Source organism: Nonomuraea sp. NPDC005730, from assembly GCF_040630865.1.
Taxonomy (GTDB): domain Bacteria; phylum Actinomycetota; class Actinomycetes; order Streptosporangiales; family Streptosporangiaceae; genus Nonomuraea.
Genome location: NZ_JBEXYK010000008.1, coordinates 133,792 through 147,055, shown reverse-complemented (window position 1 = coordinate 147,055; position 13,264 = coordinate 133,792). Strand labels below are relative to the sequence as shown.

Sequence of the window (13,264 nt, the reverse complement as noted above, 5' to 3'; positions counted from 1 at the left end):
TCGCCTCCGCGGGGTGCCGTCCTGCCCGGCTTGCCGTCCCGGCTCGGCCGTTTGCCCAGTCGAGACGCGTACCTTGCCCTACCAAGCCTCAGCCCGCGCAGGACCTCGGCCTTGCCCTTCACAACCTCGGCCCGCGCAGGACCTGGGTTCCGCTCACCCTCGATCGGCCGGCTGCCCGCCCCGCACCGCGGTCGATGACGACCTGCGGCGCGGAGCCGGCGCCTGCACCGGGCCCGGCCTCACGCCCGGGCCCGGCGGCCGTGTCTCAGGCCTGCGGCTCGGACTCGGGGGTCGCGTCGGCAGCCGGAGCGGCCTCGGCGGCGGGCGCCTCCTCGGCCGGAGCCTCGGCAGCGGGGGCCTCCTCGGCCGGAGCCTCGGCAGCGGGGGCCTCCTCGGCGGCGGCCTCGGGAGCGGCCTCAGGAGCGGCCTCGGCGGCCTGACCCTGCTCGATGAGCTCGCGCTCCCACTCGGCCAGCGGCTCGGCGGCGGCCGGCTTCTCGTCACCGCGGGCGGCGCCGGAGCGAGCCATCAGACCGGCGGCGACACCGTCGGCGACGACCCTGGTGAGCAGGCCGACGGCGCGGATGGCGTCGTCGTTGCCCGGGATCGGGTAGTCGACCTCGTCGGGGTCGCAGTTGGTGTCGAGGATCGCGACGACCGGGATGCCAAGCTTCTTGGCCTCGCTGATCGCGATGTGCTCCTTCTTCGTGTCCACGACCCACACCGCGCTGGGCACGCGGCCCATGTCACGGATGCCGCCGAGCGTGCGCTCGAGCTTGTCCTTCTCGCGACGGCGCATGAGGAGCTCCTTCTTGGTGAGCCCCGAGCCGGCGACGTTGTCGAAGTCGAGCTCCTCGAGCTCCTTCAGACGCTGAAGCCTCTTGTGCACGGTGGAGAAGTTGGTGAGCATGCCGCCCAGCCAGCGCTGGTTCACGTACGGCATGCCGACCCGCGCGGCCTGCTCGGAGATGGCCTCCTGAGCCTGCTTCTTGGTGCCGATGAACAGGATCGTGCCGCCGTGGGCGACGGTCTCCTTGACGAAGTCGTAGGCACGGTCGATGTACGACAGCGACTTCTGCAAGTCGATGATGTAGATGCCGTTGCGCTCGGTGAAGATGAAGCGCTTCATCTTCGGGTTCCACCGGCGGGTCTGGTGGCCGAAGTGAACGCCGCTCTCGAGCAGCTGTCGCATGGTGACGACGGGGGCCATGTGATGGTCCTCCAGGTCTGGGCGCCCTGCGGATGGGCGCAGTTCTCGGTTGTGCCGCGGCAGCGCGTTGTCTACCGCCCTGATGCCCCAAAACCGCTCCAGCCGGGCCGAGGCCCGGACCGAGGGTGCGGTCCGCAACGGGGCATGCGAAGTCGGCCTGTTGCCACAGGCCATCGAAAAGTCTACCTCCCACACCGCCCCAGGCTGACCGTCGGAGGTCAAACCGACATACCGGGTACGGCTCACCCCACATCGTGGTCCTCCGTGGGCAACCCGGGCGACGTCCTGGATGCGATCGGGAAGAGGTTGATCTGTGCCTCCGCGATCCTGGCCCCGCTCGGCGCGTCCTCCTGGCTGCGCTGGTGCGCGATGTACGGCTCCAGAAGCTTCTCGATCTCCGCGCTCAGCCGTCCCAGCTCGCTCGCGTCGACCCTGATCCGGGTACGGCTGAAGCGCGTCGCGTCGCGCCATTCGTCCGTGTCGTGTTCGATCCCGGCCAGGGCCCGGTCGGCCTCGTCGCCGGCCTCCTTGCGGAACGCCTTGATCAACAGGGTCTTGGCGTCACGGACCTCCGGCTGATCGTCCGGAAGCACTCCCACGCTGAACGGCTTGTGCGTCGATCTCCACAGCCGTTCGCGTCCGTCCCCTCTGGGCGGGGCGTCCTCGACGAACCCGTACTTGGCCAGCATGCGCAGGTGATAGCTGGCTGCGCTGGGCGTGATCCCCGCGATCTCCGCCACCTCGGTCGCGGTGGCACTGTCCTCCACGCCGAGCCGGTTGAGGATCAACAGCCTCGCCGGGTGAGCCAGCGCCCGCATCATCTTGGGATCGCTGAGCCCCTCCATGTCCTGCGTCATGTGCCAAAGGTACCCGGCGAGAGATATGAAGCATTCCCTTTACAACTCTGAAGGGATCCCTTCATACTTATGAAGTCTTCCTTTCACATCTCCCGCCTTATCCGCGCTCCTCTCAGCCGGCACCCCTTCAAGCCCACCTGGCCCGAACTCGCCACCGGAGACCCCCAGCATGGACACGACGCCCCCGCTCCCCCTTCGCAAACAGCGCGACTACCGCCTGCTGTGGAGCGCCCGCACGATCTCGATCACCGGCTCGGAGGTCTCCAAGCTGGCCGTCCCCCTGACCGCCATCACACTGCTGACCGCCTCACCCACCGAGATGGGGCTGCTGACCGCCGCCGCCCCGCTGCCCGCCCTGCTGTTCGGCCTCCAGTCGGGCGCCATCGCCGACCGCCTCACCCGGCACCGCCCGCTGATGATCGCCTGCGAGCTCGTCTCCTGCGCCGCCGCCGCCACCGTCCCGCTGGCCTGGCTGTTCGGTGTCCTCACCGTGCCCTGGCTGGTCATCGTGGCCCTGGTCATCGGTACGGCCGGCGTCATCTTCAAATCCGCCAACTTTCCCTACATAGCCGCCGTCGTGGACCCTTCGCAGCGCACCGAGGCCATGGCCGGCTTCCAGGCCTCGTACTCGGTGGCCTCCGTGAGCGGCCCCGGCCTGGCCGGCCTCCTGGTCCAGACGCTCACCGCGCCGTTCGCCGTACTGGCCGAGGCGCTGTCCTTCCTCGCCTCCGCCCTCCTGCTCCGCTCGATCCGCACCCCGGAGCACAACCAGCCCACCCGCTCGTCCAGCATGTGGCGGGACATCGTCGAGGGCCTGCGAACCAGCCTCACCCACCCCACGCTCCGAGCCGTCCTGGGCGCCGGCGTGACGATCAACTTCTTCGCCATGGCCTACATCGCCGTCTACATGCTCTACATGGTCAACACGCTCGACATCCCCAAGGGAATGATCGGCTTCCTCACGGCACTGAGCGGCGTGGGCGGCCTCCTGGGCGCCTGGCTCACCTCCCGCCTGTCCAAGCGCTACGGCGAGAACCGCATCCTGCTCGTCGCGGTCCTGTTCTTCCCGCTGGACATCCTCGCCGTCGGCCTCCTGACCGGCCCCCTCTGGGTGAAGCTGACGGTCCTCGGCCTGACGGGCGTCATGACCGGCGTCATCGTGGTCGCCTTCTCCACCTGCATGGGCGTGATCACCCTCCGCGACACCCCCACCGCCCTCCGCGGCCGCGTGAACGCCACCATGACCTTCGCCGTACAGGGCGTCCTGGCCGTCGGCGGCCTGACCGGCGGCGTACTGGCCGAGTTCGTGGGCCTGCGCCCGGTCATCCTCATCAGCGCGGCGGGCATCGCCCTGAGCAGCCTCTGGATCTGGCTCTCCCCCCTACGCCCCAACCGCCCCCAGGTCACCCACACCCCGCCCCCGCCCCCTCAGAACCCCCTCCCCCAGGCACTGACCCACCTGATCGAGTCCAAGCGCCACTCAGTCATCTAGCCACCGCAACCCCCAGACCCCACACTCCATCCACACGGACCAATAGCATCTGGCTTCTGCCGCCACCACACCGCTCTCCTCCCCGCCGACCGCACGCACGCCCGCAGCGTCTGCACCGGTCCTTACGGTTGCAGCTAGAGCCCTCACGGCCTACGACTCCCCGGGGCCTCTCGTGCATGCCTCCACCTCCACCTCGGCGCCGGCGGTCACCGTCACTGGGGCGGCCCGTCCCCGGACCGGACAAAGATCGCCCTGCCCTGCACCGGCGCCCATCTGCCTCATCAACGTCCTGAAGCCGCCCGTGAGCAGCCACCGCCGGAAGCGGCCATTGATGCTCGATCAGGAGCCGCAGCACTCGGCCATATCGCGCCAGATCACGCCGTTCAGCTGCCTGCGCGGTCAGGAACGTAGTACGTCAGATCACCCCGCCTGACCCGGGACGGACAGACGACCGAGCTCCGCCGGACAGTGACCTGAGGCTGGAACAGGCCTAATACGGCAGGTAGTAGCTGAGCAGATCCGCGGTGAGCGGCGGGAAGAGCGCCTGGAACAGTTCTTCCTCCCCGGTGTAGACGTCGGGCCGGATCCGCGTCAGCCCCTCGATCCCGTGCGGGCCGAACAACAAGGCGGGCAGGTGGTCGGGGGCCACTCCGACGCCCTTCACGGATCCGGGTCTCTGCATCGGGCCGCCGGTGACGACCTCACCGAGGCCATCGGCGCCGACGGGGATCCGGTGATGGGCGCCGAAGGTGGAGATGACGATGTCATCGCCGGTGCGGTCCGTCCCCTCTGCGGTGAGGCGCTGCCAGAGCAGCGGCCGCAGGCGGTCGAGCAGCACCGGGACGTCCGGAATGCGCACGTAGTACTGCTCCGCCCGCTTCCCCGGTTCGTGGTCGAGGTACTCCTGCCAGGCGGTGGCAGTCACGGATCCGGCCCGATGGACGACCTTCAGCTCGCTCCCGGGGAACTGAGCGACGACGGCACGGAGCAGGTCGCGGGCCGCGGTCTCGTTGGCGGCGGCGGCCTCGGCCAGCAGCACTTCGTCGTCGGGGGGCGTGGTGCGTCCGGTGGCGATGACGGTGCCGGCGTGCTCCAGGACCCAGGAGGTGCTCGCCTGGTGGTCCAGCAGCCATCGCCAGCATGCCGCCGAATGCGGCATGGCAACGTCGAACCGGTCCTGAGCCATGTCCTGCAGAGCTGCCATGACGGGGATGTCGGCGGGCCGGGCGGCGCGAAGTGCGGGCGTGCCCTCACCGGCCGGTGGCGTGTGCACGGTCAGCGCCGACGGTATGTCGATGGCGTACTCGTAGCCGAACAGCCGGTAGAAGTACGGGATCCCGATCATCACCTGAACGACGTGACCGCGGGCGGCGGAGCGCTCGTGGGCCCATCGCATGAGCGCCCGTACGAGTCCGCGTCCTTCGTATTCGCGGTCGGTGGCGACCAGTTCGACCTGACCGGCGGGTAGGCGGATGCCGCCGATGCGCACTTCCTCGTCAAGGAGCGTCGCGGTGGACACGACCCGGTCTCCATCCACGACCACGGCACAGGCGGACCAGCCGGCGTCGGGGTCCGAGACGACCAACCGGTGGTCGAGGGCGTCGGCCGAGTCGCCACGTTCGGTGAGAAGCGCGCTGATCTGATCGAGGTCCGCAGGCCGTGCCCGCCGCAGGACGAGACCGTCGGCCAGCGGGACGGGTGTGACGGAGGCTGCGGTCGGGCTCACGGTGGGACTCTCGCATCGCCCGGATGACCTCGTCCATCGGATTTCCACCGGGCGGGCGGCGGGGCTCGGCACAAGGCGGCTTGTCCACAGGAGACTCCCCGCCGCCTTCTCTGTCCACAGAATCCCGCTCGCCTCTGCCTCCGCAGGCCGCTCCCGGCGAGACTCCCCGCCATGCCCCCTCGCCCACGCCTCCCCGCCATGCCCCCTTGCCTTCCCGCCATGCCCACTCGCTCAGCACCACCACCGCCGAGACCCCGCACGCAGAACGTGGCTCGCCGTGCCGTGATCTCCCTGGTCGTGCTCGCGACGGCGATCATGCTCACGACCATCGCCACCCCGGCTCCGCTGGCGAAGGCCGCCCCGCCGGCCTGGCGATGGCCACTGGACGGCAGCCCCCGCATCCTGCGCCGCTTCGCCCCGCCCTCCGCTCCATGGCTGGCCGGACACCGAGGCGTAGACCTGGCCGCCGCCGCCGACACGCCCGTCCTGGCCGCAGGCTCTGGCACCGTCCGCTACGCAGGCCCAGTAGGCGGAAGAGGAGTCGTCACCATCGACCACCCAGGCGGCCTCCGAACGACGTACCTGCCGATCAGCGCATTGGTGAAGCGAGGTGAGCAGATCACGATGGGCAGCCGTCTGGGTGTCGTACAAGCCGCACAGGGCCACTGCCAGGAGTCATGCCTGCACTGGGGCCTGATCCAAAGCGCCCGCTACCTGGACCCTCTTCTCCTCCTGGGCCACACCCCCATCCGCCTCCTCCCCATCTGGCCCACGTCCGGCACGCCCCCGATCACCCCACCCCTGCTGCCTCCGGCCCCCAAAACTCTCTCCGAAACACCCCTTGCCTACCCCTTCGAGCCTTCCGAAGCGCCTCTCACTGTCCCCATCGACCCCTCCGAAGCACCCCTCGACGTCTCCTTCACCCCCTCGGAGGCCCTTGCACGCAGCACCTCAACCCCACCCACCCTTCCCCTGCTCACCAGCCTGTCCGCCGCCTTCTACCGCCCGAACCCGTCCCTACTTCCGCTCCTGAACCCGTCTGTTCCGCTGGCACGGAACCTGCTCCCCAACGCCCCCATGCCTCCTCCACCCCCGCTTCTCGTCCCCCTCCCCCCGCCCCTGCTCACAGTTCTCGCGCACCATGACTCAACCTCGGCCCCACGTAACGCGCTGCCATCCCCCTACTCCACCGTCCTGCAGGCACTTGCCCTCACCTCGGAGCCGAACCCCGAGACCCCGTTCATCACCCCTGAAGTCACCCCCTCGCGCCCGGAGACGCGTTCCAGCGACCTTCCCCTCCGCGACGATTCAGCCAGAACCTCCGAGCAGCGGCATGACCCGACTCGCGACCCCGCCAGGCCCCTCCCAGCCGTCCTCCGACTCCTGACACGTGGAGCTTCGCTGTCAGCAGCCCCAGCAATCGGACTGGGCACCCTCTTCGGCGCCGCCCTCCTGATCACGGCCCTACGCCGCCGCCGACGCCCCCACAAGAAGCACTACGGCTCAAGAAGCGGCCAACACCGCAAACCCCCAAGATCGGAAGGGGTCCACAGACGCCCCACCCCACCCTCACGACGCTCCTCCTGACCCTCCCAAGCCACCCTCAGAAACTCCCTCTTCAAGCCCTCAACCCCCGACACCCAACCGAAGCCCTCCAAGCTCACGACACGAGCCCCACACCGGCAATCCACCCACATCCAGAAGATCGTCTAAGCAACCAAGCTGCCCATTCACCGCAACTGGGTGACCACTACCGCAAGCCTCATCGGGACATACGTACGCCTGCGAACCGGACCAGGTCGTGACTTACCCCCGGCGCCTTGTGTCGCCCGCAGCCACTCCACCGCCCACCACCCGCCACCCGCCACCCACCGCCGATCACCCACCGCCCACCGCCGACGCCTGACGCGCCGCACGCCCGACGCCCGCACCTCCGCACCTCCGCACCTCCGCACCTCCGCACCTCCGCACGCACGCCCGCACGCCCGCACGCCGACAACCGTCTCTGAACTCTCCGCACTTCGCGCCTTCGAGCCCTCGGCTCCTTTGCACCATCACCGCCGGGCCAGGAACCGAAATTCGGTGCACCAGGGCCGCACCACCAAGTTGCGGCCTACACACAGCGCATAGGGCGCCAGCGCCATGTGTGGTTGTGGTTGCCTGTAGCGGCGCACTGCACCCGCGCCATGTGAATGGCGACTACGCGACTACGCAGCTCATGGCCGCCGTAGGTCAACACAGTCGCCGCGTGGCCACCGCTCCCCTGTACGCGAGACGCTTCTCTCCGCCGTAATGGGAAGCTCGTCCGGCATGGGGACCGAGCGCAGCGGGGACTCACACGGGCGGGTACTGGACCCGCGCCGGAGCCTGCGCCCTCTGGAGGGGCGGGGACTTACCCGGGCGAGGACTGAGGACTGGACCCTGGCGGGAGACCATGTCCTCAGATACGCCCTCCCACGCCGGAGTGGCTTCGTTCCTCTACCGTCCGCGACGCTGTCGTGCGCGATCCTTCGTTCTCCGCTCCTTAGCGGAGGGGCCGGATAGAGACGCGTCGTGCTTTGGGATGACGATAGGTGATCTGGCATGTCCAGCAAACCGGCGACAGCCAGGAGCATCCGGTCCTCAACCAAGGAACTGCACGCCACCGATGCCTCCCGCGCGCTCCCATCCGGCAGAGCAACCGTCGGTCAGGTGGTCGCCGCCAGTCTCTCGCTCCTCACTGTGGATCCTCACGGCCTGCGCGGCAGGAACATGCTCTTCGCCTCATTGCCCCTCGCCCCTTCACATGCCTCACGCATCGAGGCCACTGCCGTGTCGTCACACCGTCGGGTTCCCGGGCGGGCGTGGCATCAGGTCATGGGCCGTCGCGTCGATGGGAGGCGGGCTCGGCTGGGCCCTTCTGCCTCGTAGGCGCTTGCTTCGACATCTTGTGGCCCTTGCCGCTCAGTCGGGCAGCGAGGGGTTGGTCATGGGAGGCAACGACGTTCTGGCGTCTGTGGTCAGGCGCGGGGGTGGGCTTGGCGGTATGCGGTGCGGAGGCGGTCGATCGAGACGTGGGTGTAGATCTGGGTTGTGTTGAGGGAGGCGTGACCGAGTAGTTCCTGGACGCTGCGCAGGTCTGCTCCCCCTTCGAGCAGGTGAGTCGCCGCGGTGTGCCGCAGTCCGTGCGGGCCCATGTCCGGGGCACCCTCGGTCTGGGCCAGCCGCGCGTGCACCACCCGTCGTACGGTGCCGGCGTCGATCCGGCCGCCACGGACTCCGAGGAAGAGGGCCGGCCCGGAGCGTTCCCGAACCCAGATGGGACGCCCGTTGATGCACCATCGGTCCAGAGCCCGAAGCGCTGGTAGCCCGAACGGCACGGAACGCTCCTTTCGCCCCTTGCCCATGACCCTGATGACATGCCGGTCCCGGTCCACGTCATCGACGTCGAGCGCGCAGAGCTCACCCACACGCACACCCGTGGCGTACAGGAGCTCCAGGAGAGCCTGGTCTCGAAAGTCCTTGGGGTCGCCGGTGGAGGGGGGCGCGTTCAGGACGGTCTGCGCCTGCTCCTGGTCGAGCACGGCAGGCAAGGGACGGGGTGCCTTTGCGCTGCCGAGCAACAGGCCGGGGTCGGCGGCCAGCCAACCCCGGCGGTGGCAGTACGCGGTGAAGGTACGGACACAGGCCGTTCTGCGAGCCAGCGTGGCTCTTGCCTTGCCTGCACTGTGCTGGTCGGCCAGCCAGCCTCGCAACTCGCTGATGTCCAAGCCGTCAAGCCGTCCACGGAGGTGGTCGAGGAGGGCGGTGATGTCGGAGAGATAGGCACGCACTGTGTGTGGGGAAAGGTCTCGCTCGAACCGCAGATACCTCTCGAACTCGGCAAGCACTTCGTCGGCATTCAAGTCACGGTTCACATCAGGGTTCACGTCGGGGGTCAGGTCGGGAGTCAGGTCACGATTCACGTCGGGGGTCACGTCGGGGGTCACGTCGGGGGTCAGGTCGTGATTCGGGTCGCGGTTCAGGCTGTCGTTGAGGTCGTTGTTCAAGGCTTCACCCACTGTCCGCGCGAACATCTGCCACTTGTGTCACTGCTGTGCTGCCCGATGCTTCGGAGTCGCCATGGGAGCGGTGCACGCTCAACCGTCCGAACGTCCGTCCGCGCGGCCGGGCAAGGCGCGGCGCGGACGCCGGCTGCGGCTTGGTTGCGCGTCGCGCTGCCCACATGTCAGTCATTTCGATCGCCCCCATGCCCCCCTTCCCCCACCATCTCACCCCATGAACTCGCCACCTGGGTCATGGTGGCTGTCACATCGGCTGGGGTGCATGCCGCTACGCCGGAAGGGTTGGTCAGGTAGAGGTGGCGAGTTCTTCGGGGTGGGGTGGGGGTGGGGTGTCGTCTTCTGCAGGTGGCGGAGGGTCTGTGGCTGGGGCTTCGTTGGCCGGGGGCGGGGCCAGGGCCATGGTTTCGGGCGCTTTCGGGTAGCTCGATGTGGTTTTGCGGAGGCGCCAACCTCCGCCCGCTCGTTCTATGTATCCGGCTGCGGCCAAACCGCCCAGGGCGCTCAGCGTGATGTCCATGCTGACGCCTGCTGAGACCGCTATCGATGCCGGACCGGCGCCGCCGCGGGTGGGGATGGCGTCCAGGACTCTCTTGGTGGATTCGCTGAGACCGTCGCGGGGGACGATGGGCGGTCGGGTCTGCGGAGCCAGGTCGTCGCCCATGACGCCGACGAGTTCGATCATCTCCTCCGGAGTGGTGACACAGACCGCCTTGCGTTCGCGCAGGAGTTTGTGACATCCGGCCGACAACGCGGACGTGGTGGGCCCGGGCACGGCGCCCAGGTGCCGGTTGAGAGTGAGCGCGTGGCCGGCAGTGTTCAGGGCGCCGCTGCGGAGGGCTGCCTCCACGACAGCCGTGCCTCTGGTCAGCGCGGCGATGAGGCGGTTCCTGATCAGGAAGCGGGCGCGGGTGGGATGGACGCCGGGCGGGCATTCGCTCATCACGACGCCTTGCTCGCGGGTCTGGGCGAAGAGGTCCTGGTGGCCGCTCGGGTAGCAGATGTCCACTCCGCAGGCGAGCACGACCACCGTGGGTGAGCCGGCCAGCAGGGCGCCCTTGTGGGCCACACCGTCCACGCCGTAGGCGCCGCCGGAGACGACGGACCAGCCCGCTTCGCTGAGGCCGATGCCGAAGTTGGCCGCGATGTGCAAGCCGTACTGGGTGGCGGCTCGGGCTCCTACGACTGCCACGGACTGCAGGCAGGCGAAACGGAGATCGGCCGTGCCGTGCAACCAGAGGCCGAGGGGGCGGCTCGGGCCGAGATGGTCCAGTTGCGTGGGCCATTCGGGGTCGCCGGGGACGATCAGCCTGGCTCCGTGCTTCTCGCCGGCCTCCAGATCGGCGGCGGGTTTCGACGCCGCCAGCCGGAGGAACCAGGCGTTCAGCCGCCCCGACAGGTCACACGGACGTTCCTGCCGGGACTCCTGGGCGGTGAAGGCCGGTGGCAGTGCGCGCTCGCGGATCGCCTCCACCGCTCCGGACGCACCGAGGTGCGCCACCAGACGGCCCATGGCCGTGTCGCCCACGTCGGCGGCTCGCATGAGGGCCGCACGTGCCTCATGCTCTGGACTAATCACAGTGGCCTCCTGGTGATCTTCATGGGCGGGTTCGTGTGCAGGTGGATGGCCGGGGTCATGGTCGTACTCCGAGCCAGAAGCCGAGGGCTGCGGTGGTCTCGTCTTCTTCCGGGCGGTCCTTGCCGACGAGGTCGGCGAGGGTCCAGGCGACGCGCAGCGTGCGGTCGAGGCCGCGGGCGGTGAGGGAGCCCGAGTCGAGGCAGGAGGTCATGGGCTTCATCGCCGCATCGGACGGACGGAATTCGGCGTGGAGGACGGAGGAAGGAATCTCGGCGTTCGTCCGCCAAGGGGTGTGGGCCAGGCGCTTCACGGCGCGTTCGCGGGCCAGCAGGACACGTTCGGCCACTGTTTCGCTGGATTCGACGAAGTGGCGGTCGGCCAGGAGCTCACGCCTGGACGACCGGGCGACCGTGACCTTCATGTCGATGCGGTCGAGGAGGGGGCCGGACAGCCGGCCCAGGTACCGGCGTCTTGTGGTGGGCGAGCAGCGGCAGGTTGCGCCGACCTGGTCGTCGGCCTGGGCGCAGGGGCACGGGTTGGCGGCAAGCACCAGCATGAACCGGGCGGGGAACGTGACCGACGCCGCGGATCTGGACACCGTGACGCGCCCCGACTCCAGCGGTTGCCGCAACGAGTCGAGGACGTGACGAGGGAACTCGGGGGCCTCGTCCATGAACAGCAGGCCCCTGTGCGCGAGGGAGACCGCTCCCGGACGGACGACCGTACTGCCACCACCGATGATGGCGGCCGCCGTCGCCGTGTGGTGGGGACTGACGAACGGCGGACGGTTGACCATGGGACTGTCGGGCGGCAGCAACCCCGCGACGGAGTGGATGGCCGTGACCTCCAGGGCGTGGTCGAGCTCCAGGTCCGGCAGGAGGGTGGGAAGGCGTTCGGCCAGCAGGGTCTTGCCGGTGCCGGGCGGCCCTACCATCCACAGGTTGTGGCCGCCGGCCGCGCACACTTCCAACGCTCGGCGGGCCACGGGCTGGCCGACGACGTCCGCCAGGTCGACGGCGGGCTGGGACACGGGCTTGGGCGTGTCGACGCGGTCATCGACCTTGGGTTCGGGTGGCTTGTCGCCTTTGCGGAGCCACTCGACCAGCTGGCGCAGGTGAGCCACCGGGACCACGTTCACGTCGGGGACCAGGCCGGCTTCCCCCGCATTCTCCGACGGGACGATGATCGTGGCGTCTTCGTGCGCGGCCGCTGCGCCGAGGATGGACGGGAGCACTCCGCGTACGGGCCTGATGCGGCCGTCGAGGCCGAGCTCGCCCAGGAAGAAGGGCTCGGCGATGCGTTCCGCCGGGACGACTCCGGCGGCTCCCAGGATGGCCATGGCGATGGCCAGGTCGAACTGGGATCCGCGCTTGGGGAGGCTGGCGGGGAAGAGGCTGACGGTGATGCGGGCGTCCGGCCATGGGTAGCTGCTGTTGACCACGGCGGATCGCACCCGGTCGCGGGCCTCGCTGAGCGCCGTGTCGGGCAGGCCGATGAGGTGGATGCCGGCCAGGCCGTTGCCCACGTCGGCCTCCACCTCGACGCTGCGGCCGCTCACGCCGACCAGCGCGACGCTCCGGGTCCGGGCCACGGCCATCTAGATCGCCCCCCGTATGTGACGCAGGGCGAAGTTGCCCGCGAAGCGCTCAAGGGCGATCACGTCTATGCGCACGGCTTCGAAGGACCGGGACTGCGCCGACAGCCATTTGGCGGCCAGCATGCGGAGCCGCGCCAGTTTGGTGTGGTTCACGGACTCCAAGGCTGTGCCGTGGGATCTGCTCGATCTGGTCTTGACCTCGACGACCACCAGAACCTGACCGTCCATGGCGATGATGTCGATCTCGCCGCGACGGCAGCGCCAGTTGCGTTCGAGGATCGTCATCCCCTTGGCTTCGAGGTAGATCGCGGCCAGGTGCTCGCCTTCTTTGCCGAGCTCGTCTTTCGGGGCCATGTGGGGCGTCCCTTCGTCCGTCGTCGGTGTGGTGTTCGGTCACCGACCTTGGCGGATGGCGGGGAGAGCAGGCGGAGGCGAACGGGATTCTGGGGATAGCCGGGAGAGCAGGGCGGCGGCTTGTGGATAACTCCTCGCAACGGATGCCCGTTGCCGGGTCATCGAGGGGCGACGCCCGCGACACCCGCGCTCCCGTACCGGGGAAACAGAACGAGACGCTGTGTGATCAGGCGCAATGTGCGGTGTGCCGGTCCTGCGGGGACGGCTCGCCGTGGCGCGAAAGCCGGCCGCTGCACAGCGCAGGGGGCGATGCCGCACCATGAGCCCTGCGGCCCCTGCGACCCACTGCGCCCCCTGCCTCCTGCGGCCCTCCGCGGCGCCCCTGAAGCGATGCGGACGGCTGACGGCG

9 protein-coding genes are annotated in these 13,264 nt (G+C 69.2%); 2 read left to right on the top strand and 7 right to left on the bottom strand.

All coding sequences use genetic code 11. From position 1 onward, the window contains the following. Window positions 1–265: 265 nt before the first annotated feature. Window positions 266–1,210, bottom strand: a complete 945-nt coding sequence (rpsB, locus tag ABZ444_RS13845; protein ID WP_357995461.1) for a 30S ribosomal protein S2 — start codon at window positions 1,208–1,210, stop codon at window positions 266–268. Between the two features lie 242 nt (window positions 1,211–1,452). Then, entirely contained in the window at window positions 1,453–2,067 is a 615-nt protein-coding gene (locus ABZ444_RS13840) for a winged helix-turn-helix domain-containing protein (protein ID WP_357995459.1), read from the bottom strand. Window positions 2,068–2,236: 169 nt separating this feature from the next. Here ABZ444_RS13840 and ABZ444_RS13835 point away from each other — a divergent pair, with 169 nt between their 5' ends. Continuing rightward, window positions 2,237–3,559, top strand: coding sequence for an MFS transporter (locus tag ABZ444_RS13835; RefSeq protein WP_357995457.1), 1,323 nt, complete (start codon window positions 2,237–2,239; stop codon window positions 3,557–3,559). A 490-nt stretch (window positions 3,560–4,049) separates the two neighbouring features. Here ABZ444_RS13835 and ABZ444_RS13830 read toward each other — a convergent pair whose 3' ends face one another. Then, window positions 4,050–5,285: a GNAT family N-acetyltransferase gene (locus tag ABZ444_RS13830; RefSeq protein ID WP_357995455.1), complete on the bottom strand. Its 1,236-nt coding sequence runs from the start codon at window positions 5,283–5,285 to the stop codon at window positions 4,050–4,052. A gap of 171 nt (window positions 5,286–5,456) precedes the next feature. Here ABZ444_RS13830 and ABZ444_RS13825 point away from each other — a divergent pair, with 171 nt between their 5' ends. After that, the gene (locus ABZ444_RS13825) at window positions 5,457–6,872 is read left to right on the top strand and encodes a M23 family metallopeptidase (RefSeq protein WP_357995453.1); all 1,416 of its coding nucleotides are present in this window, start codon (window positions 5,457–5,459) and stop codon (window positions 6,870–6,872) included. Between the two features lie 1,412 nt (window positions 6,873–8,284). Here ABZ444_RS13825 and ABZ444_RS13820 read toward each other — a convergent pair. The 4 genes from ABZ444_RS13820 to ABZ444_RS13805 form a co-directional block, all read right to left on the bottom strand. Next, window positions 8,285–9,169, bottom strand: a complete 885-nt coding sequence (locus ABZ444_RS13820; protein ID WP_357995605.1) for a tyrosine recombinase XerC — start codon at window positions 9,167–9,169, stop codon at window positions 8,285–8,287. Window positions 9,170–9,614: 445 nt separating this feature from the next. Next, complete coding sequence (gene dprA, locus ABZ444_RS13815; protein WP_357995451.1) at window positions 9,615–10,868, bottom strand: DNA-processing protein DprA; 1,254 nt, start codon at window positions 10,866–10,868, stop codon at window positions 9,615–9,617. 91 nt (window positions 10,869–10,959) lie between these two features. Then, window positions 10,960–12,501 (bottom strand): YifB family Mg chelatase-like AAA ATPase, encoded by a 1,542-nt coding sequence (locus ABZ444_RS13810; protein WP_357995449.1) that lies wholly within the window; start codon window positions 12,499–12,501, stop codon window positions 10,960–10,962. Next, window positions 12,502–12,855 carry a YraN family protein gene (locus ABZ444_RS13805; protein WP_357984159.1) on the bottom strand — a complete coding sequence of 118 codons (354 nt, stop codon included), beginning with the start codon at window positions 12,853–12,855 and terminating at the stop codon, window positions 12,502–12,504. Window positions 12,856–13,264 lie beyond the last annotated feature (409 nt).